Origin of the sequence: Kribbella sp. NPDC050124 (assembly GCF_044460355.1) — a bacterium.
Taxonomy (GTDB): domain Bacteria; phylum Actinomycetota; class Actinomycetes; order Propionibacteriales; family Kribbellaceae; genus Kribbella.
In genome coordinates, this window is the sequence record NZ_JBITJU010000002.1 from 438,030 (window position 1) to 463,224 (window position 25,195).

Consider the following 25,195-nt stretch of genomic DNA (forward strand, 5'->3'; position numbering starts at 1 on the left):
GATTCGAGATGGCACTGGCTGGTGGGAGGATGCGGCCTACCGTTTGTCGGCTGCATGCATCGACCCGTCAGGAGTGCTTGTGAGTTCGTCGGTCGCCGGGACCGTTTCGCCGACCCGGCAAGCGTTGCGCCGGGTACGTCGGGATCGCAGCGCCCGCCTCGGAGTGGCGATCGTCGCCGTGCTGATCGTGGTCGCCGCCGTGGCGCCGTTGCTGGTCAAGTTGGCCGGGCAGGACGCGTACACGTACCACATCGACCTGCTCGATCCGGCCCGCGGCAACGCGCCGAAAGGATCGATGGGCGGCGTGAGCGCCGACCACTGGTTCGGGGTCGAGCCTCTGACCGGTCGCGACCTGTTCTCGATCGTGGTGCTCGGCCTGCGTACCTCGCTGGTGATCGCGATAGTGGTCACCGTCGTCACCACCGTGATCGGCACCCTGGTCGGCATCAGCGCGGCGTACTTCGGCGGCTGGTTCGACGCGCTCGTCTCGCGCCTGCTCGACTTCCTGTTCGGCTTCCCGCAACTGGTCTTCATGATTGCCCTGGGCATCGTTGTGCCGGCCAGCGTGCCGCGGTCGCTGCTGCTGTGCGGGGTGCTCAGCGTGTTCGGCTGGGCGACCCTGGCCCGGCTGATCCGCAACCAGGCCCGCTCGCTGGTCAACCGCGAGTTTGTCGAAGCAGCCCGCAGTGTGGGCTCGAGTGGCTGGCACGTGATCGCCCGCGAGCTACTGCCGAATCTGCTGGGCCCGGTCCTGGTCATCGCGACGCTCGCGATCCCGGGCTACATCGGCGCCGAGGCCGCGCTGTCCTTCCTGGGGGTCGGCGTGCCACCACCGACACCGAGCCTCGGCCGGTCCATCTCCGACTCGATCGCCTGGGTCTACACCGGCGCGGATCCGTGGTTCCTGGTCTTCCCGGGGGTCGCGCTGTTCTTCGCCGTCCTCGGGTTCACCCTGCTCGGTGACGGGGTCCGGGACGCCTTCGACGTCCGGCTGCGGAGGGCGAACTGATGCCGGACCTCGCCTGGTTCGTCGTACGGCGGCTCGCTGCCACCGTCCTGGTGATGCTCGCGCTGAGCCTCGCCGTCTACCTGATCTTCTACGCGATCCCGGCCGACCCGGCCCACCTCGCGTGTGGCAAGCCGTGTACGCCGGATCGGCTCGAGCAGGCGCGGCACTTCATGCAGCTGGACCAGAGCACGATCCAGCAGTACGTGAACTTCCTCAAGGGCATCTTCGCCGGCCGAACGTTCGGCGAGGGCGCGGCCGCGGTCCATTGCAACGCGCCCTGCTTCGGGTACTCGTTCCCGCTGGCCCGTCCGGTCACCACGCTGATCCTGGAACGCCTGCCGGTGACCGCATCGATCGCGATCGGCGCCGCCGTACTCTGGCTGCTCGTCGGTGTCTCGCTCGGTGTGGTCGCCGCGCTGAAGCGAGGCAAGCTGGCCGATCGCCTGGCTGTCGGCTTCGCGCTGATCGGGGTCGCGTCACCCTCGTTCCTGGTCGGTCTGCTGGCCATCCTGGTGTTCGGGTTCTGGCTCAACATGGTCCCGGTGAACGGGTACGTCGCGCTCACCGAGAGCCCGGTCGACTGGGCCTGGCACCTGATCACGCCCTGGCTGGTACTCGCGCTGCTGCAGGCGGCGGCGTACATCAGGCTCACTCGCGCCCAGATGCTCGAGGAGCTGAACCTCGACCACATCACCACCGCCCGGGCCAAGGGCGCGGGCGAAGCGCGGGTCGTCCTGACGCACGGGCTGCGCGGCGCGCTGGTGCCGATCGTGACGCTGTTCGGTCTCGACCTCGGCGGTCTGCTCGGCGGCGCGATCCTGACCGAGAAGGTGTTCTCCATGCAGGGCCTCGGCGAGTTGCTGATCAGCGCTGTCGGCCAGCTGGACGTCGCCGTGGTGGTCGGCACGACGCTGTTCTCGGCCTTCCTGATCATCCTCGCGAACCTGGTGGTGGACATCGTGCATGGAGCGCTCGACCCGAGGGTCAGCCATGGCTGACCGGCCGGTGCTGGAGGTGCACGACCTGCACGTGACGTTCCGGACCGAGAACGGCCTGGTCCCGGCCGTCGACGGGATCGACTTCGCGGTCGCGCCCGGCAAGACGCTCGCGATCGTGGGCGAGTCAGGCTCGGGCAAGAGTGTCAGCTCGGCGGCCGTGATGGGTTTGCTTCCGGCGAACGCCGACGTCAAGGGCGAGGTGCTGCTCGACGGGCGCGAGCTCGTCGGCAGGTCCAGCGAGGAGCTCCGGAGCGTCCGCGGCAACGACATCGCTCTGGTCTTCCAGGACGCGTTGTCCGCGCTCAACCCGTACTACAGCGTCGGCTGGCAGGTCGCCGAGGCGTACCGCCTGCACCACGACGTGCCCAAGAAGGAGGCCCGCCGGCGCGCGGTCGAGATGCTCGACCAGGTCGGCATCCCGGCCGCGGCCCGCCGGGCGAACGACTACCCGCACGAGTTCTCCGGGGGAATGCGGCAGCGGGTCGTGATTGCCATGGCCCTGGTGAACAACCCGAAGGTGCTGATCGCGGACGAGCCGACCACCGCCCTCGACGTCACCGTGCAGGCGCAGATCATGCGGCTGCTGGAGGATGTTCAGGCGGAGTTCGGTACGGCGCTCGTCCTGATCTCGCACGATCTCGGGGTGGTCGCGGAGACGGCCGACGACGTCCTGGTCATGTACGCCGGACGCGCGGCCGAGCGGGGCACGGTCCGCGACCTGTTCCAGCGGGCGGCGCACCCGTACAGCCTTGGTTTGCTCGGTGCGATGCCGCGGGTCGACGTACCACCGAAGCCGCGACTGACCACGATCCCGGGCAGTCCGCCGTCGCCCGGGTCCATCACCACCGGATGCCCGTTCCAGGCGCGGTGTGCCTACACCGAGCGGGTCGGCGAGCGCTGCATCACCGAACGCCCCGAGTTGACGCAGCGACCGGGCGAAGGCGATCACGAGGCCGCCTGCCACCTGGGACGGAGGCCGTCCGACGTCTGAGGAACTGCTTCGCCTCGACGGAGTCCGGAAGTACTTCGGCCTGCGCGGCGCACCGTGGCGGTCCGGCCGTTCGGTGAAGGCTGTCGACGGTGTCGACTTCGTCGTCCGCAAGGGCGAGACGGTCGGACTGGTCGGCGAGTCCGGCTCCGGCAAGTCGACGCTGGCCCGGGTTGCGACCCGACTGCTCGACCCGACCGCCGGCCGGGTCGCGATCGGCGGCCAGGACGTCACGAAGGTCAGCGGGCGCAAGCTGCGGCCGGTACGGCGCAAGATCCAGATGGTGTTCCAGGATCCACAGGCCTCGCTCAACCCGCGGCAGTCGGTCGGCACGATCCTGACCATGCCGTTCCGCGCGCAAGGCGTTCGTCCGACCCGCGCCCAACTCGTCGAGCTGCTCCAGCAGGTCGGGCTGTCGGAGGAACACCTCGAGCGTTACCCGCATGAATTCTCCGGCGGTCAGCGCCAGCGCATCGGGATCGCGCGAGCCCTGTCGGTGAAGCCCGATCTGCTCATCTGCGACGAGCCGGTCTCCGCCCTCGACGTGTCCGTGCAGGCGCAGGTGCTGAACCTGCTCGCCGACCTCCGCGACGAGCTCGGCCTGTCGTATGTGCTGGTCGCTCACGACCTGGCCGTCGTACGGCAGGTGGCGAGCCGGGTGGCCGTCATGTACCTCGGCACGATCGTGGAGGAGGGACCGGCGGCCCAGGTGTACTCGGCCCCGGCGCATCCATACACGAAGGCCCTGCTGTCCGCCGTACCCGTGCCTGCTCCCGGGATCGAGCGGGATCGGATCGTGCTGTCCGGCGATGTGCCGACGCCGATCGATCCGCCGTCCGGGTGCCCGTTCCGGACCCGCTGCTACCGGGCCGAGGACGTCTGTGCGACGAAACGGCCGGTGCTCGAACCCGTCGAGGGCACCGCCGAACACAGGGCCGAACACCGCGCCGAACACCGGGCCGCCTGCTACTTCCCTGAGCCCCCCACCTCTGAGAGGACACTATGGAGCGCATCACAAGAGCGGTCGCGGTAGCGGCCGCACTGGCGTTGGCGGTCGCCGCCTGCAACGCCAATAGTCAGTCGACCAGCAGCGGTGCTGGCACCACGGCGGCAGCCGAGGCAGGCGGCACGTTCCACGTCCTCAGCACCAGCAAGGAGATCGCCGGGCATCGAGGGCTACCAGAAGTACGACCTGTACCAGGCGCCGCCGCAGGGCGACCCGGAGAAGGCCAAGTCGATGCTTGCGGCGGCCGGGGTGAGCAACCTCAACCTGGTCCTGGCCACGGAGAACGAGTCGACCAAGCTAGCCGTCGCCCAGGCGATTCAGCAGGGTCTCAAGCGGGCTGGCATCACGGTCACCCTGAAGCCGCTGGAGTACGAGCCGCTGACCGACCTGATCACCGGCAACAAGCCCGACTTCGACCTGACCGTGGGGAGCTGGCTGCCCGACTACCCGAGCGCGCTCGGCAACATCCAGCCGTTGTTCGCGTCCTCGGAGGCCGGCAACGGCGGCTACAACATCTCGCGGTACTCCAACCCTGCAGTGGACGCCGCGATCAACGCGGCCACGGCCGAGTCGGACCCGGCCAAGGCAGCCTCGGCCTGGGGCGCGCTGGACCAGCAGATCATGAAGGACGCCCCGATCGTCCCGCTGATCTACGCCCGGAACGCGTTCCTGCACGGCTCCAAGGTGCAGAGCTTCTACCTGCCGCCCTACCCGCCGTACCCGAACGTGCTGATCGTCGGGCTGAGCAAGTAGTCCTCAGGTCCGTCCTTCGGCTTCCTGAGCTTCGAAGAGGGTCGGCTGGGTCTCGGCGTCGAGTCCCCAGTCGGCCCTCAGCACTGTGTACCCGGCCCTCTCGGCGGCCGCGCACACCTTCACGTCGTCGTCGACCAGGACGGCGACCGGGCGCTCCTCGGCCAGCCGCTTCAGCCGGCCGAGCTTCATCGTCACCGACGGGCGGCGGTCGGTGTTGCCGCGCATGTAGACCTTGCCGTCCGGGAAGCCGTTGTCCTTCAGCCACTTCAGCGTGTCCCGCCGCAGCCGCTCGGGCCGTCCGGTCAGGTAGACGATCTCGTGGTCGGCCGCCAGCGTGGTCGCGACCGCGAGCCCTTCGTCGAGGACCGCGTCCTCCTTCGCGTGCACGAAGAACGAGTCCCAGTCCTTCGGCCGCTTCTCGAGGAAGTGGATCCGCTGACTGGTGTCGGACAACGTCGCGTCGATGTCCAGGACGGCGTACGGGCGTTGATCAGGCACGTCGTCCAGCTTCCCAGGTACGGCGGTCGACGGCGTACTCGACCTCGCCGAACTCGGTGCCGGGCAGCGGGTCGTCGAAGTGCTCGTGGAAGATCCGCACGAACCGCAACCCGGACCGCCGCATCACCGCACGGGACCGGTGGTTGACGGCCATCGTGTCCGCGACGACGCGCTCCATCCCGAGCTCGGCGAACGCCTTGTCGATCAGCGCCTTGGTGCCTTCGGTCGCGTACCCCTTGCCCCACGCGACCCGGTTCAGCCGGTAACCGACGTCCACGGTCCGCGGCTCCTTGGTCGGCTGCAGCCCGAACCACCCGACGAACTCGCCGTCCGCCTTCTGATGCGCCGCGAACGTACCGAGCTGCGGGTGGTCGCCGTACGCCTTCAGGATCTCCGGCAGGACGACGCGCTCGATCTCCGCCCGCGGCGTCGGCTGACCGGTCAGGAACCGCATCACCTCCGGATCCGAGTCCAACCCAGCCAGCAGCTCCACGTCCCCGTCGGTGAATCGCCGCAGCATCAAACGCTCGGTCTCGAGATACCCATCCACGCGGCCCATCGTCTACTATTCACGGGCTAGTCACACCGCACCGCGCGGTACATCGGAGCCGGGGCCGGGACTTGAGGAGTCGTGCCTGAACCGATCGTCGTCGTACTGCTGTCGGCCCTGATCGTCGGCCTGCCACGGCTGGCGATCGTCATCCTCGCCTTTTGCGTGTTCGAACGAACCGGCGACCCGGCGAGCCTGCGCGAGATCGTGCCGTTGCTGCGGCTCGGTCCGAGGCTCTGCATCCACCGCGACGCGCATCCCGTGGAGCCGTCCGATGACGCCGCCTGAGCGCCGGGCTGTTCGGATGGCGGGCATCCGGACTGGTTCTGGTGTGTTGGGTTGGGCGGTTGTCGGTGGGTCGGGTTAGCGTTCTCAGCGCGATGGAAGAGTCGATCACGTTTCTGCACAGCTCGGACTGGCAGCTGGGGATGATGCGCCGGTTCCTGGGGCCGGACGGTCAGGCCCGGTGGGGTCAGGCCCGGCTGGATGCTGTCGCGCGGATCGGTGACGTCGCAACCACCTCCGGAGCGGCCTTCGTGGTCGTGACCGGCGACGTGTTCGAGCACAACCAGGTCGAGCGGCAGACCATCCTGCGAGCCTGTGAGGCACTCAAGCGGATCCCGGTCCCGGTCGTCCTGCTGCCCGGGAACCACGACGCCCTCGAGCCGGGCTCGTTGTGGACGTCGGCGCAGTGGCAGGCGCACGCGCCCGAGCACGTGACCGTCCTGACCGACACCAAGCCCCTGGAGATCCTGCCGGGGGTCGAGATCGTCGGCGCGCCGTGGCGGTCCCGCCGCCCGCTGTCCGACCCGGCGGCTCCGGGGTACGGCGACCTGAAGCCGACGCCGGCCGGGACGACGCGGATCATGCTCGCGCATGGCCAGCTGACCAGTCTCAGTGGCGGCATGTCCGACGTACCGACCATCGACCAGGCAGCCCTCGAGGCGGCCGTCGCGGACGGGCGACTGCAGTACGTCGGTCTCGGCGACCGGCACTCCACGACGCAGGTGACCGAGCGGATCTGGTTCTCCGGGACGCAGGAAGTCACGACACCGGAGGAGACCGATCCGGGCAACGTGCTCAAGGTGACGATCGGCGCGGGCGCGATCGACGTCGAGCCGGTCCGCGTCGGTGCGTGGCACATGGTCGACCACCGGGTCGAGCTGTTCGACGAGGAGTCGCTCGGCGCGCTCGAGGACTGGTTCGCCGAGCTTCCGGACAAGGAGCGGACCTATGTGCGGCTGGCAGGTGACGGGTCGCTTCCGCTCCCGCTGCACAGCCGGCTCGACATGCTGATCGACGCGCAGGGCGAGGTGTTCGCCAGTGTCGAGCGGTGGGCGAAGTTCTGGACGGTACGGCCGGCACCGGACGCGGCCGACCTGGACGCGTTGCAGTTGAGCGGACCGGCGCGGGCCGCGATGGAAGAGCTCCGGCAGGCGCTGGCCGCCGGCGACGACAGCGCCGGCGCAGCGCTCTCGCTGATGCACCGACTGGCCCGGGACGCGGGATGAGGCTGCATGCTCTGACGCTGCGGGACTTCCGCGGCGTCAAGGACCGTACCGTTCGGCTGCCCGCGCTCGGCACCACCGTGGTGGTCGGCGACAACGAGGTCGGCAAGTCCAGCCTGGTCGAGGCGTTCGGGCTGATCTTCGATCTGCCGGACGACTCGAAGTCGACCCGGATCCGCGACATCCAGCCGGTCGGCCAGGACGTCGGTCCCGAGGTGACGGCCGAGCTGACCCTGGGCGGTCGCGAACTGACCTACACCAAGCGCTGGCTGAAGAACCGCGCCACCGAGCTCACGGTCGTCGACGCCGATGGCCGCCGTACCTCCTGGACCGGGCGCGAGGCGCACAACGAGGCCGAGCGGCTCTTCCACCAGCACGTCGACCCGGTGCTGTGGCAGACCTTGATGGTCAGCCAGGGGCAGTCGCTGGTGCTGCCGACTCCGGCCGATGCGGAGCCGTTGATCACCGCGGTGACCGCGGAGTCCGGGACTCCGATCGACGGTGCGTCGATGCCGCTCGTGACGGCGGTCGAGCACGAGTACCTGCGCTACTGGACGCCGCGCGGCCGGCCGACCGGCGACTTCGCCCGGTCCGAGAAGGCCGTGACCGCCGCCGAGCTCACCGCGGCGCAGGCGCTCAAGGCGATGGAGGAGGTCCAGCAGGACATCCGCCGCGCCGAGCGGCTGGCCTTGGATCTCGAAGACGTCACCAGCCGGCTCACCGATCACCTCACGTCGGTCGAGGAGGTGCGCGAACGCAAGAAGGCGACCGACGAGATCCTGCTCCGGCGTGACTCGGTGCGCGCCCGCGCCGAGACGGCCCGGGCGCGGCTGGAGAACCACACCCGCACCCGGGTCGAGCGGGAGCGGCTGCTCGACGAGGTCGAGCGGTTCACCAAGACCGATGCCGAGCTGACCGGACGCCGTACCGATGCCGAAACGGTCGCCAAGACAGCGGCCGAGACCGTGCACGCGGTCGAGTCGGCGCTGGCCGAGGTGGTCGAACTCAAGGACGGCCGCCGTACCGAGGTCCAGGAGGCCGAGCGCCGGGTCGCGGAGCTGACGGACCGCGCCGAGCTGGACCGTTTGCTCGGGCAGCAGGCCGAGCTGGTCGACGTCCGGGCCCGGATCGCCGCGGCGGGGACGATCCTGGACCGGATCAAGGTCGACGACGCGAAGGTCGCCGCCCTCGAGGACGCGCACGCCGCGGTCGTCGAGGCCCGTGCCGCGCTCGCCGCCGGCGTACCGGAAGTCTCGGTACGGCGAGTCGGCGCCGAGCCGGTCGAGTTGTCGGGCACCGGGCTGGACGTGGCGGCCGGCGCGCTGCCGTCCGAGCTGGGCTTCGACGAGTCGGCCGAGGTGCTCGTCTCCGGTGAGCTCGTCGTCGGCGTACCGGGACAGGTCGAGGTGACCGTCCGGGCCGGCGGGGAAGCGGCCACGCTGCGGTCGCGGGTGGACGAGGCGGTCCGGCGCGAGAAGGACCTGCTGAAGAAGGCCGGGGTGAAGGACGTTGCCGCGGCTCGGGAGCTGCTGCGGAGGGCGGACACGGCCTCGGCGGAGCTGAACGAGGCGCGGCGGACCGAGCGTTCGCTGACCGCTGGTGGTGATCCGGGGGAGCGGATCGCGGTGCTGACAGCACGGCTCGGGACGGACGAACCTGAGGAGACCGCGGACAAGCAGGCGGCGGTCGAGGGTGTACCGGGGCAGATGTCGCTGTTCGAGGAGTTCGCCTCGCCACTCGACACGTTGTTCGAGGGGTTCGAGCCGCCGGTCGCCGAGCCTGGCGATCTGGCTGGTGCGCAGCGGTTCCTCGAGGATGCGCGGGCCGGGCTGGCCGAGGTGGAGCGGTTGCTGGGCGACGCCGAGTTCGCGGCGGCGCACGCTCGGAAGGCGGCCGATGAGGATCGGTCGGAGGCACAGAACGCGCGAGCCCGGTCCGAGATCGCGGCCGAGCGACTGGCCGCTGCTGTCGACGCGTTGGAGTCGGCTCGGGGTGTGCTCGACGACGACGCCGTGGCTGCGGCAGAGACTGAGGCGACCGCTGAGGTCGAGGCGGTGCTCGAGGAGCTGACCGCCGTACAGGAGCAGGCCGACGCGGCTGGGGCCGATCAGGTCGCCGGTGAGTTGGCGGACGCGTTGTCGGTTGCCCAGCGGTTGCAGGGGGAGCGGGACACCCTGCGCGACGCCTTGCGTACGACGGAGGGGCGGCTGGAGCAGTCGGGTCGGGACGGGTTGGCGACTCGGCGCGATGTGGCTGAGCTGGAGCTGGCCGCCGTACGTGCTGAGCACGACAGCTTGCGGCGCCGGGCCGAGGCGGCTCGCCGGGTGTACGAGACGTTGAGCCGGCATCGAGCCGAGGCGCAGACGAAGTACTCCGAGCCGCTGCAGAGCCGGATCGAGTCGCTCGGGCGCAGTGTGTACGGGCCGACGTTCCGGGTCTGGCTGGACGACGATCTCGCGGTGTCGGAGCGGGAGCTGGACGGCACGCGGCTGTCGGTCGAGGCGCTGTCGACGGGTGCCCAGGAGCAGTTGGCGATCATTACCCGACTGGCGATCAGCCACCTCGTCAGCACCGGCGAGGGCAGCGTGCCGGTGATCTTCGACGACGCTCTCGGCTGGTCGGACAAGGCCCGGCTGCGCGACATGGGTGCGCTGCTCGGCCGGGCCGGCGACCACGGGCAGATCATCATCCTGACCTGCATGCCGGACCGCTACGAGTACGTCCCGCGCGCCACCTTCATCAAGCTGGACGCGTGATCCGTTCCGGCGCGCTGTAGACGACGCAGCGGTCGCCGCGGGTGAAGCCGGCGACCGTGACATTGAAGCGGCGGGCGAGGTCGACGGCCAGGCTGGACGGTGCGCCGACGGCTACGATCATCCCGATCCCGGCGGCGACTGCTTTCTGCACGATCTCGTAGCCGGCGCGGCCGCTGACCGCGAGAATCAGGCCCTGGCGGCTGTGGTTCTTGAGGACGGTCCAGCCGACCACCTTGTCGACGGCGTTGTGCCGGCCGACGTCTTCCTTCACCACGACCTGCTGGCCGTCGGCGGTGAACAGGCCGGCCGCATGCAGTCCGCCGGTCCGCGAGAACATCGGCTGGCCCTCGCGCAGGAGGCCGGGCAGCCGCCGTACGACGTCGATGTCTGCTACGACCGGATCGACGGGGGCGTAGTCGCGCTCGGCCAGCTCGTCGAGGCTCTGCTGGCCGCAGACACCGCAGGCTGCCGACGTCACGCCGTACCGCTGGGGTGGCTCGCGGTCGGGCGGGCCGTCGAACGTGACGGTGACCGTGTTGAACTGCTGGTCCGGCGTCAGCTGCACATCGGTGCAGTAGGCAACGGTCTTGATCGCGTCCGGGCGCACCGCGAACCCTTCGCCGAGGCAGAACCCGGCCGCCAGCTCGAAGTCCGAGCCCGGCGTGCGCATCGTCACCATCAGCGGCTCGGGCGGACGGCCCGGCCACTCCAGCCGGAGCTCGAGCGGCTCCTCGGTGACCACGACGTCCTCCCGCCGGGACGTCCGGTCGCCGTCCAGCACCTCGACCTTGAACCTGGTGGTGGGACGTTTGGTCATACCTTCACCGTAGCCACTCCCGCCGTACGGCGAGCCACTCGAGGAATGTCCACGCGTAGAACCGCTGGTGCTCACGCAGTGCCGGGGTGCATCCGAACGGTGGAGGCTCGTCCGCCCTCGTCATCATGTACGCCGCGACGGCCGCGATGAAGCAGTCGAGATGATCAGCCGGTACGTCGGCCGTCAGCGGACTGCTCCGGATCGCGGCGGCTGTGTCGATCCCGTGGTGCTGCGCGACCGGGAGGAGGCCGACCCAGTCCATCCAGCGCGGGCCGAGCGCCAGCCAGTTCCAGTCGACCGTCCAGCAGGTGCCGTCGCCGTCGATCAGCAGGTTGTCGGGCCGCAGATCACTGTGCGTCGCCGTCTCGCCGGCGAACGCCTCCTGCGCCAACTCCAGCAGACCCGTCACCTCGGGCAGAACCTTCGGCACCCACGGCTGCAGTCCCGCCGGGAGCGGCACCTCACCCGCCAGAATCCGCCCCGGCGTCCGCAACGGCGACCCGCCCTCCTCCAAGTCCGCCAAGAAGCTCCGCAACCCCTCCAACGGACTCGGCTCCATCACCACCGCAATCCCCTCACAAGCCGCAGTAACAGCCGCAAAGTCCACCGCCGTCCACGGATTCCCCGGCATCCGCCCATCAACCCACTCGGACACCACAGCAAACCACCGCCCGTGTCCGCCGGCCGAAGAAGCAGGAGCGGTGACGCCCGACCGTCCACTTTCGGCGACTGCGTGGGCGGTTGCGAGGATGGCGGGGACCCGGATCGCCGGTGGGAGTTGGGGGACTACCTTCGCCTCGCGTTGGTAGGCGCGGTAGGAGTGGAGGGTGTTGTCGGAGGCTTTGGCGAAGACTCGGCGGCCGTCGGCCAGCAGGAGGGGTGCCGCGAAGCCGCCGGTGAAGCCGGAGCGGACTGACGGGCCGGCGTCGACGATCTCGCTGCCCAGGGCAACGGTCAGGTTTTCGCGGAGGGCGAGCGGGAGCGCGTGCCAGTCAGGGCGGAGCGAGGTTGCGGTGTAGTCGACGGCGGGCGCTCGGGTCATGTCCAGAGACGATAGAACGGCAGGGCAGGCCGCCGCCTGTGGTTTAGCGTGCGGGCATGGCTCTGCATGTGCTCGACCTGCTCGGGATCTTCGTGTTCGGCATCACCGGGGCGCTGGTCGGCGTACGCAAGAAGCTGGACGTGTTCGGCATCCTGGTGCTCGCGCTCGTGACCGGGCTGGGCGGCGGCTTCATCCGGGACGTGCTGATCGGCGCCACCCCGCCGGCCGCGCTGGAGGACTGGTGGTACCTCGTCGTCCCGGTCGTGGCCGGATTGCTGACCTTCTTCCTCCATCCCGGGATCGGCCGGCTCGAGCGGCTGGTGAACATCTTCGACGCCGCCGGCCTCGCGCTGTTCTGCGTGACCGGAGCGCAGAAGGCGATCGACCACGGTCTGTCGCCGCTCTCGGCCGCCCTGCTCGGCACCATCTCCGGGATCGGAGGCGGCGTGATCCGCGATCTGCTCAGCGGCCGCGTCCCCGTCGTACTGCGATCTGAGATCTACGCCACCCCGGCCTTCCTCGGCGCCGGCATCGTGGTGATCGCGGCGGCTCTCGACTACGACGCGCTCTGGGTGCCGATCGCGGCCGCGGTGACCTGCTTCGGCATCCGCCTGCTCGCGATCCGCCGCGGCTGGAACGCTCCGCTACCCCGCAACTCGTGACGGCGGCGCCCACCCGTTGACCACGGCCAGCAACTCCAGGTACCGGTCCCAGCGGGAGTCCGCCTCGGTACGACGGAGCTCGATCAGCCGCCCGCGGAGCTGAGGATCACGCCAGTCGCCGGCGAGCGCGCGGTAGCCGACGGCCATCCGCCGTACTGATGATCGGAAGTCCTCGTCCTGGACCAGCGCCGCCAGCTCCAGCCAGGCTTCGACCTGCTGCGCGTCGGCGTCCTCGGAGAGCACGGGCGTGAGGTTCTGCCGGGCCGCGGCGAGGCCGGGGTCGTCGCCGAGCGTCGAGGTCAGGAAGTCCGTGATCAGCGCGCGGCGCTGCTCGGCGGAACGGGCGGTCAGTTCGTGCATGAGTTCGAGGTCCTCCGGGGTCGAGTGCCGACGGGCGGCGACCGACAGCACCGCATGCTGCAACTGCAGCGTCCGGATCTGTACGGCGACCGCGCCGGCGTGCGCTGTGAGTACGTCGGCAAGCGTGCGCTCCTGGTCCAGCACGGCACGGACCGTGGCCAGATCGATGCCCAGGGCACGCAACGTCCGGATCAACTCGAGCCGGGCCGGCGCGTTGCCGTCGTACCGGCGGTGCCCGGCAGCAGTACGGCGAGACGCCAGCAGACCCTGGTCCGAGTAGTACCGGACCGTCTTCACCGACACCCCCGCCCGGTGCGCGAGCTCACCAATCGAGTAATCCACCAGACAACCCTCACATCTCCCCTCAGAGGAGATACAACCCTAGTTGTGGGCGAACCTGGTCTTCGGCCTCGCGAAGGTGATGGATACGGCGGCGACGAGGGCGCAGGCGATGCCGATGGCGAACGGGACCCAGTAGGCGGTGGACGCGCCCCAGACGTCGACGGCGTGGCCGGCGGCGGCGTTGCCTGGGGCGACGCCGAGCAGGATGCCGGTGACGGTCCAGGTGATCGCCTCGGTGAGGCGCTGCGGTGGTACCCACTCCTCGACGCAGGCGGTGACGGCGACCATCGTCGGCGCGATCGTCATACCGCAGCCGAACAGGACCACGCCGAGCTGCCACACGCTGTTGACCCAGGGGAGCGGCGCCAGCGTGATCGCAAGCGCGATCGTCCCGATCAGCAGCCGCCGCTCGACGGGCGCTCGCCAGTGCACCGAGCCGTACCAGAGACCGGCCAGCAAGCTGCCGAACGCCCAGACGGCCAGCACGACGCCGGACATGCCGGCCTGGCCGCGCTCGGTGGTGAACGCGACCGTGATGACCTCTGTACCACCCAGAGTCGCGCCCAGCCCGAGCCCGATCAGGCTGAGCAACATGATCGAGACCCAGGGGAGTGGTGCCTGCTCGGTCCCGTCGGACTTGCCGCGTCCTGGCGGGTCGGATGCCCGCAGCAGCGCCAGCCAGATGCCGCCCGCCAGTCCAAGCACTCCGGCTGCGGACAGAGCGGCGTACGGGCTGACCTGGGTCGCGAGCAAGGTGACCAGCACCGGGCCGACGATGAAGACGACCTCGTCACCGACCGCTTCGAGAGCGAAGGCGGTCTGCAGCGCGCGACCGCGGCCGAGTAGGTGCGTCCAGCGCGCGCGGACGAACGAGCCGACCTGCGGACGGGTGCCACCGGCAACGAACGAGAGCACGTACAGCACCCAGGTAGCGGCGTCGGCACGTACGGCGACCAGCAGGGCGGCCAGCGCGATCGTGCAGACCACGGAGCCGATCATCAGCAGCACTCGCTGCCCGAACCGGTCGACCAGGCGGCCCTGGATCGGACCGGTCAGCGCCCCCGCGATGACGGCCACCCCGGACACCGCGCCGGCCAGGCCGTAGGAGCCGCTCTCCTGCGCGATCAGGATGACGATGCCGAGACCGATCATCGAGATCGGCATACGCCCGAGGATCCCGGCGGCGAAGAACGCACTGGCACCGGGACGGCGCATGAGGTGGACGTAGGGCTTGAGCATGAGGAACCGGCAACACCTTAACTGCTGGATCGCCAGGCCATCACAACCACCGGCACCGGCCCCGGGCGGCGCTCGATCGGCCCGGGGCGGCGCGATTGTGATGGCCTGGCGGTCCGCGCCTCGACCCCAACTGCGAAACTTGGGGCATGCCTGTCGATGCTTCGCCGTACGACGCGGTGCTGTTGCTGTCCTTCGGAGGGCCGGAGAAGCCGGACGACGTGTTGCCGTTCCTGCAGAACGTGACCCGGGGCCGGGGGATTCCGGACGAGCGGCTGAAGGAGGTCGGCGAGCACTACTACGCGTTCGGCGGGAAGAGCCCGATCAACGACCAGAACCGGGCCCTGCTGCAGGCGCTGCGGGAGTCGTTCGACGAGATCGGCCTGGACCTGCCGATCTACTGGGGCAACCGCAACTGGGCGCCGTACCTGACCGACACCCTGCGCGAGATGGCCGCCGACGGCATCCGGCGGGCCGTGGTGATCGTGACCTCGGCCTACCCGTCGTACTCGGGCTGCCGGCAGTACCGCGAGAACCTCGAGGACGCCGCCCAGCAGATCCCGGACGCACCCCGGATCGACAAGCTCCGGCACTACGCGAACCACCCCGCCTTCGTCGGCTCGTTCGTCGAGTCGACCGCGAAGGCGCTGAGCGAGCTGCCCGACGGCTCGGCGATCGCCTACGTGACGCATTCCATTCCGAACGCGATGAACGCCACCAGCGGACCGGACGGCAACGGGTACCTCGACTGGCACCTGGACGTGGCCGCGGAGATCAGCGCCGAGCTCGAGCGCCGTACCGGCCAGACCCGCCGGACCGACCTCGTCTACTGCTCGCGGTCCGGCCCGCCGCAGGTGCCGTGGCTCGAGCCGGATGTGAACGACCACCTGGAGGCGCTCGCGGCGGATGGCGCACCGGGGGTGGCCGTCGTACCGATCGGGTTCGTCAGTGACCACATGGAGGTCATCTACGACCTCGACACCGAGGCGGCCCAGACCGCCGAGAAGCTGCGGCTGCCGATGGCCCGGGCCGCGACGCCCGGCACCGGCAAGCCGTTCGTCACGATGCTGCGCGACCTGGTCGTCGAGCGGGCCGCGGCCGAGCGCGGCGAGCAGCCGGCCCGGCCGTGCGTCGGCAAGCTCGGCCCGGCCTGGGACGACTGCCGCCACGACTGCTGCCCACCGCTACGCCGTCCTACCCCTAAGGAAGCTGTATGACTGACCCTCAGGACCTGCTGAAGTTGGCCGTGGAGGTGGCGGAGGAGGCAGCGAGGCTGATCGTCGAACGCCGCCGGGGCACGATCACGGTCGCCGACACCAAGAGCACCGTGACCGACGTGGTCACCGCGGTCGACCGGGAGTCCGAGGAGCTGATCCGGGCCCGGATCCTGCAGGCCCGCCCGGACGACTCGTTCCTCGGCGAGGAGGGCGACGACGTGGTCGGCACCAGCGGCGTCCGGTGGGTCGTCGACCCGATCGACGGCACCGTGAACTACCTGTACGACCTCCCGACGTACGCCGTCTCGATCGCCGTCGAGTACGACGGGCAGACCGTCGCCGGCGTGGTCGTCGACGCGCCGAAGGGCGAGGTGTTCACCGCGACATTGGGCGGCGGCGCGTTCCTGGACGGGAAGCCGATCCAGGTGTCGGGGTGCACCGAGTTGAGCACCGCGCTGGTCGGCACCGGGTTCGGGTACGACCCGGAGCGGCGGCAGGTGCAGGCCGAGGTGATCCAGCACCTGATCACCAAGGTGCGCGACATCCGGCGGATCGGGGTCGGCGCGCTCGACCTCTGCTATGTCGCCTGCGGCCGGCTGGATGCGGTCTACGAACGCGGACTGAACCCGTGGGACTACGGAGCGGGTGCGCTGATCGCCGCCGAGGCCGGCGCGGCCGTCGGCGGTCTGAACGGGGCCGCGGTGTCGCCGGAGATGTCGATCGCGGCCAGTCCGGCGCTGTTCGAGCCGTTCCACGCGTTGCTGGCCGCCGCGGACCCGTTGCGTGCCTAGACGCCGCCGAGTGCTCGTTAGTGCGTGTACTGAGCATTAACGAGCATTTTCGTGTTCGGTCCTGACATTTGTTGCGACACGCTGGCCGGAAGGTGGACCCTGACGCGCGCGTAGGGCCCTTCATAGGGCACAATCCCGTCCTCGGGAACGGTAGCTGCCGGTCCCGGCCTGGCTGTCAAGGGTTTCGGGGGACGAAAGATTCAGCGTGCGGTCCTGGCGCGGAATTTCTCGGCCGCTCTACCCGTTCAAGGGCTCAGCAGGCAACACCACGGGTACGAAGAGGGCAGGGAAACACCATGGCGACTGATTACGACGCCCCGCGCAAGACGGACGAGGACGCTTCCGAAGAGTCGATCGAGGAGCTGAAGACTCGCCGTCACGACAAGAACTCCGGCAAGGTCGACGAGGACGAGGCCGAGGCCGCGGAGAGCTTCGAGCTGCCCGGCGCCGACCTGAGCCACGAAGAGCTGGCGGTGCGGGTGCTCCCGCGCCAGGCCGACGAGTTCACCTGTTCGAGCTGCTTCCTGGTTCACCACCGTAGTCAGCTCGCGGAGACGAAGAACGGGCAGCTGATCTGCCGCGACTGCGCAGCCTGACACCAGCGCCCTACTTCGGATTCACCTCAGCGGGACCGCCCCAGACACCTGGGACGGTCCCGCTGTTGTGCTTGAAGCCAGGCCTCAGTCCTGTTTCTTGCTCAACGCCGTGTCTGTCGCCTTCACCAGCACACCGTTGACCGCGTCCTGCTCGTAGCCCGGGGGTGCGTACCCCGTGGACTTCAGCCAGTACGCCGCCGCGCGCCGCTCGGCGAACAGCTTGGCAGCGGCCGCCGCGGCTCCACTCGCGACCGCCCACGTCACCACCTCGGCGTAGCCGCCCTGGCCGCCCTTCGGCGGCTTCCCGCCCGAGCCGAGCTTCCAGGCCGTGCTGACCGCCTTGTTCGCGACCAGGCCCACGACCAGCGTGAACGCGGCCAGCACCAGCTTCCAGCCGATCTTCGCTCCGACCACAACAGCCTCCTAACAGCAAGTCCCCGACATCAGGATCTTGCCACGCTGTTCCCCGTCAGCGCTGCTGCCAACCGGTCCGGGTGCCGCGTGGCGATCAACCAGTACGGCGCCGGGTCGCGCGGATCGGTGATTTCGACCCGGACCGCCCCCCGCACGTAGCTGCGCAGCAACAGGTACGCCTTCGGGTCGCAGTCCCGCCCGAACGCGTGCCGCGCGTCGTCCCCGGTCAGCGCCTCGACCTTGCCGAGGTGGGCCCGGTCGATCACGGCCCGGCCGGCCCGGAGCCGTTCACCGTCCACCTCGACCAGCGCGGCGCCGTACTGCAGGAAGAAGAGGACCGCCAGGAGCGCGGACGTGCCGCCGACGACGGCGCCGCCGAAGCGGCCGACCGGCACGTAGGTGATCACGAACAGCGTGATGACCAAGGCCGCGGCGATGATCCACCAGGACACCGGCACGCTCAGGCGTTCGCGATAGCTACCCACGAGGACCAGCCTGGCACGTGACCGGCGCGGGCGGGTCGGTAGGGTCGCCTCCCGTGACCGAGGTTTTGATCCAGCGACTCGACCCCGACCTCCCGCTCCCGTCGTACGCGCATCCCGGCGACGCCGGCGCGGACCTGGTGGCGGCCAGCGACATCACTCTGAAGCCCGGTGAACGCGGTCTGGTCGGCACTGGGATCGCGATCGCGCTGCAGGACGGGTTCGCCGCCTTCGTGCACCCGCGCTCCGGGCTGGCCGCCAGGCACGGCGTCTCGATCGTCAACGCCCCTGGCACCGTTGACGCCGGCTACCGCGGCGAGATCAAGGTCTGCCTGGTCAACCTGGACCCGCACGCCGAGGTCACCCTGCGGCGCGGCGACCGGATCGCACAGTTGGTGATCCAGCGGGTGGAGAAGGCCCGGTTCGTCGAGGTGGCCACGTTGCCGGGATCGGCCCGCGGCGACGGGGGGCACGGCTCGACCGGTGGTTTCGGTGGTGTGACACGCTGATCAGGTGCGCCCGTTGACCTGACGGATGCGCGAGACTACGGCGGCTGTACGAATTCGGACACCAGGAAGTAGGCAAGAGGCTGTGATCTTCCGCCGCAAGGCAAAGAACGAGGAGCCCGAGACGTCCGCCGAGGAGGCGGTCGAGGAGGCAGCGCCGGAACCCCGCGCGGAGGGCCCGTTCGATTCCACCGAGGTCGACCCCGAGGTCCTGGAGGCGGAGGACCGGATCGACCTGGGCGCCCTCGTGATCAGCGGCCGGCCCGGGATGGAGCTGCGGCTGCAGGTCGACGAGCAGTCCGGCCAGGTGCAGGCGATCCTGCTGGTGCTGGAGGACTCCGCTCTCGAGCTGCGTGCGTTCGCGGCGCCGAAGACCAGCGGCATCTGGACTGAGGTACGGCGCGAGATCGCCGCCGAGGCCAGCCGGATGGGCGGGACAGCGACCGAGACCGACGGTCCGTTCGGCACCGAGCTGGTGCTGGTCGTGCCGGTCGAGGACCCGGACGGCCAGATCTTCAGCCAGACCTCCCGGGTGATCGGTGTGGACGGCCCGCGCTGGCTGCTGCGCGCGACCGTGCTCGGCCGGGCCGCCGTCGAGCCGGACGCGGCGCCGCCGATGGAGGAGACGCTGCGCAGCACCATCGTGGTCCGGGGCAGCGAGCCGATGGCGGTGCGTGAGTCACTGCCGTTGCGGCTGCCGCCGGGTGCTCAGCCAGCTCCCGAAGCCGAAGCCTGACGGACTACACTCGAAGTATGGGTAGCGACAAACCCGCGGGGCTGTTGCGGCGCGCGTTCCGTGGGCTGGCAGGCGACCGCGAGCAGCGGGACGCCGAGGTCCTCCAGGACTTCGCGCAGGACTGTGGTGCGCGGTCGATCACCGGCTGCCACGACCGGGAACTGGTCACCTTGTTCGGCACGCTGCGCACGATCACGTTCAGCCCGCGCGGCGGCGTGCCTGCCTTGGAGGGCGAGTTGTACGACGGAACCGGCACGGTCAAGCTGATCTGGCTCGGCCGCCGCAAGATCGCCGGGATCCACCCGGGGTCCGAGCTGATCGCCTCCGGGCGGATCGGCGTCGTGGACGGCGACCGGGTGATGTTCAACCCGCGCTACGAGCTGCGTCCGCAGGCAGCGCATGGCTGAGCCGCGGCGCGACCAGGTCGATGACGACCAGCAGGCCGAGTCCGGCCTGCGCAAGCAACTCGATGACCATCTCGACGAGCAACTCGTCGAGATGTTGCGTCCGGAGGTCGAGGCGGCCGAGGCGGAGCTGACCAGCGACGAGACGAAGGCGAAGTCGCCGTCGAGCGACAAGGACTTCTTCCACGCTCTCGGCGGCTGGGGCGCGCTGCTCGACATCGGGCTGCCCTGGATCGCGTTCCTGGTCGTCTACGCGGCCACCGACCACAACCTGCAGGTCGCGCTGATCGTCGCGATCGGCGGTGCGGCCGCGATCGCCGTACTGCGCCTGATCCGCCGGCAGCCGCTGCGGAACGTGTTCGGTGGGTTCGTCGGCGTGCTGATCTCGGCCTGGGTGGCGAACCGCACCGGCAACGCCAAGGATTTCTACGTCCCCGGCCTGCTCACCAACCTCGGGTACGGCGCGCTCTACCTGATCACTGTGCTGATCCGCTGGCCGCTGTTCGGCGTCCTGTACGGCGTGATCACCCAGACCGGCACCGCCTGGCGCAAGGACCCGGCGATGCTGCGGGGCTTCTCCCGGGCCACGATGGTGTTCGTCGGCCTGTTCGCGGTCCGGCTCATCGTGCAGGTGCCGCTGTACTTCACCGGCAGCCTGAACGCGCTCGGCATCGCGAAGATCGGCCTGGGACTCCCGTTCTACGCGCTCGCGCTGTGGCTGGCGTACGCGGTACTGCGGGGATCACTGCCGCAGGACAAGTGGGACGAGGCCCGCGACCATGTCACCCACCTGCTGCGCGGCAACAAGAAGTAAGTAGGTCAAAAGGAAGCGCCCGGGGATTCCCCGGGCGCTTCGTTCATTCCGCTTCTTGCTTGCGGTGGTGCGGCGAGAGCATGTCCTCGAGTTGTTCCTCGGTCTCGTCGGCGGCGACGAACAGCAGCTCGTCGTTGAGCTCGAGGGTGCCTTCGGGGTCCGGGCGCAGTACCCGGCCCTCGCGCAGGATCACCACCAGCGCGGTGTCCAGCGGCCAGTCGATGTCGCCGACCCGCAGGCCGATCATCGGGGAGTCCTCGGGCAGGGTCAGCTCGACCAGGTTGGCGTCGCCCTGGCGGAAGGTGAACAGCCGGACCAGGTCGCCGACCGAGACCGCCTCCTCGACCAGCGCGGACATGATCCGCGGGGTGGACACCGACACGTCCACGCCCCAGGCCTCGTTGAACATCCACTCGTTCCGCGGGTGGTTGACCCGGGCAACGGTCCGGGGGACGCCGAACTCGGTCTTCGCGAGCAGCGAGACGACCAGGTTGACCTTGTCGTCGCCGGTGCTGGCGATCGCGACCTGGCAGCGCTGCAGCGCCGCCTCCTCCAGCGAGGACAGCTCACAGGCGTCGGCCAGCAGCCACTCGGCGCGCGGCACCGACTCGGCCTTGATCGCCCGCGGGTCCTTGTCGATCAGCAGCACCTCGTGGCCGTTCTCCAGCAACTCGCCGGCGATCGAACGACCGACGTTGCCGGCGCCGGCGATGGCTACCCGCATCACAGCTCCTCAGGCTTGGTGCCGAGTTGGGACTCGACCGCGGCGACGTCCCGTTCGAGCATCACGACGTGGACCAGGTCACCCTCCTGGATGACCGTATCGGCCTTGGGCAGCAGGCCCTCGCCCAGCCGGGTCAGGAACGCGACCCGGGCGCCGGTGGCCTTCTCGATGTCGAACGCCGGCCGGCCGACCCAGCCGGAGTGCACGTGCACCTCGGCCAGCCGGACCGTGGCGGACGGATCGCGCCACTCCGGCTCCGAGCCCTCCGGCAGCAGCCGCCGCATCATCTGGTCGACGGTCCAGCGCACGGTGCCGACGGTGGGGATGCCGAGGCGCTGGTAGACCTCGGCGCGGCCCGGGTCGTAGATCCGGGCCACCACGTTGTGCACGCCGAACGTCTCCCGGGCCACCCGGGCGGCCAGGATGTTGGAGTTGTCGCCGTTGGACACCGCGGCGAACGCCTCGGCCTCCTCGATCCCGGCCTCGGTCAGGATCTCGCGGTCGAACCCCATGCCGGTGATGGTCCGGCCGGTGAAGTTCGGGCTCAGCCGGCGGAACGAGTCGGCGGACTGGTCGATGATCGCGACCGTGTGGCCCCGCTTCTCGAGGGTCCGCGCGAGCGTCGATCCGACGCGGCCGCAGCCCATGATGACGACGTGCACTCGGCTTCACTCCTTGCCCCGTTCGCGGGGCCGCTGGCTCGGTTCGGCGGGATAGACGCTACACCGGACCGGGGCTCCCTCTAACATCACCGGTGTGACTCCCGCTTTAGGCGATATCGGCAAACGGCTGCTGCTCGGCCGCAAACTGCGCAGCACCCAGTTGGGTGAGACGCTGCTGCCCAAGCGCATCGCGCTGCCCGTGTTCGCCAGCGACGCCCTGTCGTCGGTCGCCTACGCGCCCGACGAGATCTTCCTGACCCTCTCGCTGGCCGGCCTGACCGCGCTGACGATCTCGTGGAAGGTCGCCATCGTCGTCGCCCTGGTGATGCTCGTGGTGGTCGCGTCGTACCGGCAGAACGTGCACGCGTACCCGTCGGGTGGTGGCGACTACGAGGTGGCGAACGTCAACCTCGGGCCGACCGCCGGCCTGACCGTGGCCAGCGCGCTGCTGGTCGACTACGTGCTGACGGTCGCGGTGTCGATCTCGTCCGCCGCGCAGTACGCCGCCTCCGCGATCCCGTCGCTGGAAGGGCATCAGGCGACCGCGGCGGTGATCGCGGTGCTGTTCTTGACGACGATGAACCTGCGGGGGATCCGGGAGTCCGGGGCGGCGTTCGCGATCCCGACGTACATCTTTATGGTCACGATTCTGGGGATGGCCGCGTTCGGGTTCGGGCGGATGGTGTTCGGGACGCTGCCGCAGGCCGAGACCGCCGGCCTGGACCTGGTCGCGGAGGACCCGTTCGTGCAGGGCGCGGGTGGCTTCGCCATGGCGTTCCTGGTCCTGCGGGCGTTCTCGTCCGGGTGTGCGGCGCTGACAGGTGTCGAGGCGATCAGCAACGGAGTGCCGGCGTTCAAGAAGCCGAAGAGCAAGAACGCGGCGACCACGCTGCTGCTGCTCGGCTGCATCTCGATCGCGATGATGATCAGTGTGGTGGCGCTGGCGAACGTGATGAACGTGCGCTTCGCGGAGGACCCCGCGCACCAGTTGCTCCGCGACGGCGTACCGGTCGGGGACAGCTACCACCAGGACCCGGTGATCGGGCAGTTGGCGCAGGGGATCTTCGACCACTTCTCGCTCGGCTTCTACCTGGTCGCCGCGGCCACCGGCGTCATCCTGGTGCTGGCCGCGAACACCGCGTTCAACGGCTTCCCGGTGCTCGGCTCGATCCTGGCCCGCGACGGCTACCTGCCGCGACAGCTGCACACCCGCGGTGACCGGCTCGCGTTCAGCAACGGCATCATCATCCTGGCCGCGTTCGCGATCTTCCTGATTGTCGCCTTCGACGCCGAGGTGACCCGGCTGATCCAGCTCTACATCGTCGGCGTGTTCGTCTCGTTCACGATCAGCCAGATCGGCATGGTCCGGCACTGGACCCGGCTGCTGAAGACCGAGACCGATACCTCCAGGCGGCGGCAGATGCACCGGTCGCGGGTGATCAACACGATCGGCCTGACCATGACCGGCGTGGTGCTGGTGATCGTGCTGCTGACCAAGTTCACCCACGGCGCGTACATCGCGATCATTGCGATGGCGGTGCTGTTCTTGATGATGAAGGGCATCCGCCGGCACTACAACGCGGTCAGCAAGCAGATGGCGGTCGAGGGCGACGAGCAGCTGATGCTGCCGTCGCGGGTGCACTCGATCGTGCTGGTGTCGAAGCTGCACAAGCCGACCCTGCGGGCGCTGGCCTTCGCCAAGGCGGCCCGGCCGTACATGCTCGAGGCGGTCACGGTCGACGTCGACCGGGACGAGTCCGAGGCGCTGCAGGCCGAGTGGGATCGCCGCGGCATCCCGGTCCCGCTGAAGCGGCTGGCGTCGCCGTACCGGGAGATCACCCGGCCGATCCTGCAGTACGTCCGCGACATCCGGCGGCAGTCCCCGCGGGACGTGGTGATGGTCTACATCCCGGAGTACGTCGTCGGCCACTGGTGGGAGCACATCCTGCACAACCAGAGCGCACTCCGGCTCAAGGGGCGCCTCTTGTTCACACCTGGTGTCATGGTTACGTCCGTTCCTTACCAGCTGATCTCGTCGCAGGCAGCCGAGGAACGGCACGACCGGGAGGAACGGGTGGCAGGCCAGGTACGGCGTGGAGCCCGCAAGTCGTCAGGAGATCGGTGACAGACGAGAACATCGTCGGGACGGTAGTCGAGCTGGAAGTAGGGCCAGTAGCGCACGGGGGACACTGTGTAGCCCGGCACGAGGGGCAGGTGGTCTTCGTCCGGCACGCGTTGCCGGGTGAGCTGGTCCACGCCCGCGTCACCGAGCAGAACGCGAAGTACCTGCGCGCCGACGCCGTACAGGTCCTCACACCGTCGCCGCAACGGATCGATCCGCCCTGCCCGTACGCCGGACCGGGGCGGTGCGGTGGCTGTGACTTCCAGCACGCCAACATCGTCGAGCAACGGCGGCTGAAGGCCACCGTGGTGTCGGACACGCTGCGGCGGATCGGCGGGATCGAGCGCACGATCGTAATGGAGTCGCCGGGCGACGACGGCCTCGGCTGGCGGACCCGGATGCGGTACGCCGTGGTGGACGGGCGGCCCGGGATGTACGCGCACCGCTCGCACGACCTGATCCAGATCGACAAGTGCCTGATCGCGCACCCGGACAGCCCAGACGTCCTGGGGGAGCGGTGGCCGGGCGCGACGTCGGTGCAGTCGGTGGTGTCGTCGGAGGGCAAGACCGCTGTACTGACTGGCGAGGAGCCTGGTGGTCGCGTGGTCGAGGTAGTGCGGGGCCGGCGGTTCCGGGTGGAGGCCGATGGGTTCTGGCAGGTGCACCCGGCGGCTCCGGAGATGCTGGTGGACGCCGTACTGAGTGGACTGGAGCCGGCGGCGGGGGAGACAGCGTTGGACCTCTACTCGGGGGTCGGGCTGTTTGCTGCCTTCCTCGCTGAGGCTGGGTGCCCGGTGCTGGCGATCGAGGGCGACAAGGACGCGGTGCGCAATGCACGGCGGAACCTGCACGACCTGTCTGACGTGACGCTGGAGACCGGTGACGTCGGCCGCGTACTCAACACGGCCGCGGGGCAGGGGCTCGAGCATGTCGACCTTGTTGTCCTGGACCCACCACGGACGGGCGCCGGGAAGGACGTCGTACGGCGGATCGCGGCGCTGACCCCGCGTCGGGTCGCGTACGTTGCCTGCGACCCGGCGGCGCTGGCGCGGGACCTGAAGTCCTTCGCTGGGCTCGGTTATGGGATCGCGTCGCTGCGGGCTTTTGACCTGTTCGGGATGACTCACCACATCGAGTGCGTCGCCATACTCGAGCCTGTGGACGGCTGAGTCGCGAGTGTCGGGGGGCTCGGGTAGCGTTCT

At 69.6% G+C, this 25,195-nt stretch carries 28 protein-coding genes; 18 read left to right on the top strand and 10 right to left on the bottom strand.

Annotated features, from left to right (window positions below; translation table 11 throughout):
* The first annotated feature begins 79 nt into the window (after nucleotides 1–79).
* The 5 genes from ACIBL3_RS08945 to ACIBL3_RS08965 are packed head-to-tail and all read left to right on the top strand — an operon-like array spanning nucleotide 80 to nucleotide 4,754.
* Nucleotides 80–1,009 carry an ABC transporter permease gene (locus ACIBL3_RS08945; protein WP_396352702.1) on the top strand — a complete coding sequence of 310 codons (930 nt, stop codon included), beginning with the start codon at nucleotides 80–82 and terminating at the stop codon, nucleotides 1,007–1,009.
* The gene (locus ACIBL3_RS08950; RefSeq protein ID WP_396352703.1) at nucleotides 1,009–2,007 is read left to right on the top strand and encodes an ABC transporter permease; all 999 of its coding nucleotides are present in this window, start codon (nucleotides 1,009–1,011) and stop codon (nucleotides 2,005–2,007) included. The genes ACIBL3_RS08945 and ACIBL3_RS08950 overlap by 1 nt, the downstream gene beginning before the upstream one ends.
* Entirely contained in the window at nucleotides 2,000–2,998 is a 999-nt protein-coding gene (locus tag ACIBL3_RS08955) for an ABC transporter ATP-binding protein (RefSeq protein ID WP_396352704.1), read from the top strand. Before ACIBL3_RS08950 ends, ACIBL3_RS08955 begins: the two co-directional genes overlap by 8 nt.
* Nucleotides 2,952–4,028, top strand: coding sequence for an ABC transporter ATP-binding protein (locus tag ACIBL3_RS08960; RefSeq protein ID WP_396352870.1), 1,077 nt, complete (start codon nucleotides 2,952–2,954; stop codon nucleotides 4,026–4,028). Before ACIBL3_RS08955 ends, ACIBL3_RS08960 begins: the two co-directional genes overlap by 47 nt.
* 60 nt (nucleotides 4,029–4,088) lie before the next feature.
* Nucleotides 4,089–4,754: an ABC transporter substrate-binding protein gene (locus ACIBL3_RS08965; protein ID WP_396352705.1), complete on the top strand. Its 666-nt coding sequence runs from the start codon at nucleotides 4,089–4,091 to the stop codon at nucleotides 4,752–4,754.
* 3 nt (nucleotides 4,755–4,757) lie between these two features.
* Here the strand turns inward: ACIBL3_RS08965 and ACIBL3_RS08970 are convergent, their stop codons facing one another.
* Together ACIBL3_RS08970 and ACIBL3_RS08975 are read right to left on the bottom strand one after the other, a co-directional pair.
* Nucleotides 4,758–5,252, bottom strand: a complete 495-nt coding sequence (locus ACIBL3_RS08970; protein WP_396352706.1) for an HAD family acid phosphatase — start codon at nucleotides 5,250–5,252, stop codon at nucleotides 4,758–4,760.
* Nucleotides 5,245–5,811 (bottom strand): GNAT family N-acetyltransferase, encoded by a 567-nt coding sequence (locus tag ACIBL3_RS08975; RefSeq protein ID WP_396352707.1) that lies wholly within the window; start codon nucleotides 5,809–5,811, stop codon nucleotides 5,245–5,247. The genes ACIBL3_RS08970 and ACIBL3_RS08975 overlap by 8 nt, the downstream gene beginning before the upstream one ends.
* A gap of 72 nt (nucleotides 5,812–5,883) precedes the next feature.
* Here ACIBL3_RS08975 and ACIBL3_RS08980 point away from each other — a divergent pair, with 72 nt between their 5' ends.
* The 3 genes from ACIBL3_RS08980 to ACIBL3_RS08990 all read left to right on the top strand — a co-directional run bounded on the left by ACIBL3_RS08980 (nucleotide 5,884) and on the right by ACIBL3_RS08990 (nucleotide 10,066).
* The gene (locus ACIBL3_RS08980; protein ID WP_396352708.1) at nucleotides 5,884–6,090 is read left to right on the top strand and encodes a hypothetical protein; all 207 of its coding nucleotides are present in this window, start codon (nucleotides 5,884–5,886) and stop codon (nucleotides 6,088–6,090) included.
* Nucleotides 6,091–6,182: 92 nt separating this feature from the next.
* Complete coding sequence (locus ACIBL3_RS08985) at nucleotides 6,183–7,313, top strand: exonuclease SbcCD subunit D (protein ID WP_396352709.1); 1,131 nt, start codon at nucleotides 6,183–6,185, stop codon at nucleotides 7,311–7,313.
* Nucleotides 7,310–10,066 (top strand): AAA family ATPase, encoded by a 2,757-nt coding sequence (locus ACIBL3_RS08990; protein ID WP_396352710.1) that lies wholly within the window; start codon nucleotides 7,310–7,312, stop codon nucleotides 10,064–10,066. Before ACIBL3_RS08985 ends, ACIBL3_RS08990 begins: the two co-directional genes overlap by 4 nt.
* On the opposite strand, the gene fdhD is transcribed toward ACIBL3_RS08990, so the two are convergent.
* Nucleotides 10,050–10,883: a formate dehydrogenase accessory sulfurtransferase FdhD gene (fdhD, locus tag ACIBL3_RS08995; protein ID WP_396352711.1), complete on the bottom strand. Its 834-nt coding sequence runs from the start codon at nucleotides 10,881–10,883 to the stop codon at nucleotides 10,050–10,052. The genes ACIBL3_RS08990 and fdhD overlap by 17 nt on opposite strands.
* A gap of 4 nt (nucleotides 10,884–10,887) precedes the next feature.
* The gene (locus ACIBL3_RS09000) at nucleotides 10,888–11,925 is read right to left on the bottom strand and encodes a phosphotransferase (protein ID WP_396352712.1); all 1,038 of its coding nucleotides are present in this window, start codon (nucleotides 11,923–11,925) and stop codon (nucleotides 10,888–10,890) included.
* 56 nt (nucleotides 11,926–11,981) lie between these two features.
* Between ACIBL3_RS09000 and ACIBL3_RS09005 the strand changes: the two genes are divergently transcribed.
* A complete protein-coding gene (locus tag ACIBL3_RS09005; protein WP_396352713.1) occupies nucleotides 11,982–12,587 on the top strand; it encodes a trimeric intracellular cation channel family protein in 606 nt (201 codons plus the stop codon).
* Here the strand turns inward: ACIBL3_RS09005 and ACIBL3_RS09010 are convergent.
* Complete coding sequence (locus ACIBL3_RS09010; RefSeq protein ID WP_396352714.1) at nucleotides 12,570–13,289, bottom strand: MerR family transcriptional regulator; 720 nt, start codon at nucleotides 13,287–13,289, stop codon at nucleotides 12,570–12,572. The genes ACIBL3_RS09005 and ACIBL3_RS09010 overlap by 18 nt on opposite strands.
* Nucleotides 13,290–13,328: 39 nt before the next feature.
* Complete coding sequence (locus ACIBL3_RS09015) at nucleotides 13,329–14,528, bottom strand: MFS transporter (protein ID WP_396352715.1); 1,200 nt, start codon at nucleotides 14,526–14,528, stop codon at nucleotides 13,329–13,331.
* A 146-nt stretch (nucleotides 14,529–14,674) separates the two neighbouring features.
* Between ACIBL3_RS09015 and ACIBL3_RS09020 the strand changes: the two genes are divergently transcribed.
* The 3 genes from ACIBL3_RS09020 to ACIBL3_RS09030 all read left to right on the top strand — a co-directional run bounded on the left by ACIBL3_RS09020 (nucleotide 14,675) and on the right by ACIBL3_RS09030 (nucleotide 17,129).
* Nucleotides 14,675–15,742, top strand: coding sequence for a ferrochelatase (locus ACIBL3_RS09020; RefSeq protein ID WP_396352716.1), 1,068 nt, complete (start codon nucleotides 14,675–14,677; stop codon nucleotides 15,740–15,742).
* Nucleotides 15,739–16,533, top strand: coding sequence for an inositol monophosphatase family protein (locus ACIBL3_RS09025; RefSeq protein WP_396352717.1), 795 nt, complete (start codon nucleotides 15,739–15,741; stop codon nucleotides 16,531–16,533). The genes ACIBL3_RS09020 and ACIBL3_RS09025 overlap by 4 nt, the downstream gene beginning before the upstream one ends.
* Before the next feature lie 296 nt (nucleotides 16,534–16,829).
* Nucleotides 16,830–17,129: a DUF4193 domain-containing protein gene (locus ACIBL3_RS09030; RefSeq protein WP_130379292.1), complete on the top strand. Its 300-nt coding sequence runs from the start codon at nucleotides 16,830–16,832 to the stop codon at nucleotides 17,127–17,129.
* 84 nt (nucleotides 17,130–17,213) lie between these two features.
* Here ACIBL3_RS09030 and ACIBL3_RS09035 read toward each other — a convergent pair whose 3' ends face one another.
* Nucleotides 17,214–17,543, bottom strand: coding sequence for a DUF4235 domain-containing protein (locus ACIBL3_RS09035; RefSeq protein WP_396352718.1), 330 nt, complete (start codon nucleotides 17,541–17,543; stop codon nucleotides 17,214–17,216).
* Between the two features lie 29 nt (nucleotides 17,544–17,572).
* Nucleotides 17,573–18,028: a DUF3093 domain-containing protein gene (locus ACIBL3_RS09040; RefSeq protein ID WP_396352719.1), complete on the bottom strand. Its 456-nt coding sequence runs from the start codon at nucleotides 18,026–18,028 to the stop codon at nucleotides 17,573–17,575.
* 53 nt (nucleotides 18,029–18,081) lie between these two features.
* Here ACIBL3_RS09040 and dut point away from each other — a divergent pair, with 53 nt between their 5' ends.
* The 4 genes from dut (at nucleotide 18,082) to ACIBL3_RS09060 (ending at nucleotide 20,485) form a co-directional block, all read left to right on the top strand.
* Complete coding sequence (gene dut, locus ACIBL3_RS09045) at nucleotides 18,082–18,534, top strand: dUTP diphosphatase (RefSeq protein WP_396352720.1); 453 nt, start codon at nucleotides 18,082–18,084, stop codon at nucleotides 18,532–18,534.
* 82 nt (nucleotides 18,535–18,616) lie between these two features.
* Nucleotides 18,617–19,267 (top strand): DUF3710 domain-containing protein, encoded by a 651-nt coding sequence (locus ACIBL3_RS09050; RefSeq protein WP_396352721.1) that lies wholly within the window; start codon nucleotides 18,617–18,619, stop codon nucleotides 19,265–19,267.
* A 17-nt stretch (nucleotides 19,268–19,284) separates the two neighbouring features.
* Nucleotides 19,285–19,674 carry an OB-fold nucleic acid binding domain-containing protein gene (locus ACIBL3_RS09055; RefSeq protein WP_396352722.1) on the top strand — a complete coding sequence of 130 codons (390 nt, stop codon included), beginning with the start codon at nucleotides 19,285–19,287 and terminating at the stop codon, nucleotides 19,672–19,674.
* Nucleotides 19,667–20,485 (top strand): DUF3159 domain-containing protein, encoded by an 819-nt coding sequence (locus ACIBL3_RS09060; RefSeq protein ID WP_396352723.1) that lies wholly within the window; start codon nucleotides 19,667–19,669, stop codon nucleotides 20,483–20,485. The genes ACIBL3_RS09055 and ACIBL3_RS09060 overlap by 8 nt, the downstream gene beginning before the upstream one ends.
* A gap of 43 nt (nucleotides 20,486–20,528) precedes the next feature.
* Here ACIBL3_RS09060 and ACIBL3_RS09065 read toward each other — a convergent pair whose 3' ends face one another.
* On the bottom strand, nucleotides 20,529–21,209 hold the full coding sequence (locus ACIBL3_RS09065) for a potassium channel family protein (protein WP_396352724.1): 681 nt from the start codon (nucleotides 21,207–21,209) through the stop codon (nucleotides 20,529–20,531).
* Nucleotides 21,209–21,871, bottom strand: a complete 663-nt coding sequence (locus ACIBL3_RS09070) for a potassium channel family protein (protein WP_396352725.1) — start codon at nucleotides 21,869–21,871, stop codon at nucleotides 21,209–21,211. The genes ACIBL3_RS09065 and ACIBL3_RS09070 overlap by 1 nt, the downstream gene beginning before the upstream one ends.
* Before the next feature lie 94 nt (nucleotides 21,872–21,965).
* Between ACIBL3_RS09070 and ACIBL3_RS09075 the strand changes: the two genes are divergently transcribed.
* Together ACIBL3_RS09075 and ACIBL3_RS09080 are read left to right on the top strand one after the other, a co-directional pair.
* Nucleotides 21,966–23,996, top strand: a complete 2,031-nt coding sequence (locus ACIBL3_RS09075) for an APC family permease (protein ID WP_396352726.1) — start codon at nucleotides 21,966–21,968, stop codon at nucleotides 23,994–23,996.
* Complete coding sequence (locus ACIBL3_RS09080; protein WP_396352727.1) at nucleotides 23,993–25,162, top strand: class I SAM-dependent RNA methyltransferase; 1,170 nt, start codon at nucleotides 23,993–23,995, stop codon at nucleotides 25,160–25,162. Before ACIBL3_RS09075 ends, ACIBL3_RS09080 begins: the two co-directional genes overlap by 4 nt.
* Nucleotides 25,163–25,195: the final 33 nt, after the last annotated feature.

Bases quoted from the DNA above. Each gene is read 5' to 3' on its own strand.
- ACIBL3_RS08950 (WP_396352703.1), top strand. From the start codon at position 1,009: ATGCCGGACCTCGCCTGGTTCGTCGTACGGCGGCTCGCTGCCACCGTC.
- ACIBL3_RS08955 (WP_396352704.1), top strand. From the start codon at position 2,000: ATGGCTGACCGGCCGGTGCTGGAGGTGCACGACCTGCACGTGACGTTC.
- ACIBL3_RS08975 (WP_396352707.1), bottom strand. From the start codon at position 5,811: ATGGGCCGCGTGGATGGGTATCTCGAGACCGAGCGTTTGATGCTGCGG.
- ACIBL3_RS08985 (WP_396352709.1), top strand. From the start codon at position 6,183: ATGGAAGAGTCGATCACGTTTCTGCACAGCTCGGACTGGCAGCTGGGG.
- ACIBL3_RS08990 (WP_396352710.1), top strand. From the start codon at position 7,310: ATGAGGCTGCATGCTCTGACGCTGCGGGACTTCCGCGGCGTCAAGGAC.
- fdhD (WP_396352711.1), bottom strand. From the start codon at position 10,883: ATGACCAAACGTCCCACCACCAGGTTCAAGGTCGAGGTGCTGGACGGC.
- ACIBL3_RS09000 (WP_396352712.1), bottom strand. From the start codon at position 11,925: ATGACCCGAGCGCCCGCCGTCGACTACACCGCAACCTCGCTCCGCCCT.
- ACIBL3_RS09005 (WP_396352713.1), top strand. From the start codon at position 11,982: ATGGCTCTGCATGTGCTCGACCTGCTCGGGATCTTCGTGTTCGGCATC.
- ACIBL3_RS09015 (WP_396352715.1), bottom strand. From the start codon at position 14,528: ATGCTCAAGCCCTACGTCCACCTCATGCGCCGTCCCGGTGCCAGTGCG.
- ACIBL3_RS09020 (WP_396352716.1), top strand. From the start codon at position 14,675: ATGCCTGTCGATGCTTCGCCGTACGACGCGGTGCTGTTGCTGTCCTTC.
- ACIBL3_RS09025 (WP_396352717.1), top strand. From the start codon at position 15,739: ATGACTGACCCTCAGGACCTGCTGAAGTTGGCCGTGGAGGTGGCGGAG.
- ACIBL3_RS09030 (WP_130379292.1), top strand. From the start codon at position 16,830: ATGGCGACTGATTACGACGCCCCGCGCAAGACGGACGAGGACGCTTCC.
- ACIBL3_RS09055 (WP_396352722.1), top strand. From the start codon at position 19,285: ATGGGTAGCGACAAACCCGCGGGGCTGTTGCGGCGCGCGTTCCGTGGG.
- ACIBL3_RS09060 (WP_396352723.1), top strand. From the start codon at position 19,667: ATGGCTGAGCCGCGGCGCGACCAGGTCGATGACGACCAGCAGGCCGAG.
- ACIBL3_RS09065 (WP_396352724.1), bottom strand. From the start codon at position 21,209: ATGCGGGTAGCCATCGCCGGCGCCGGCAACGTCGGTCGTTCGATCGCC.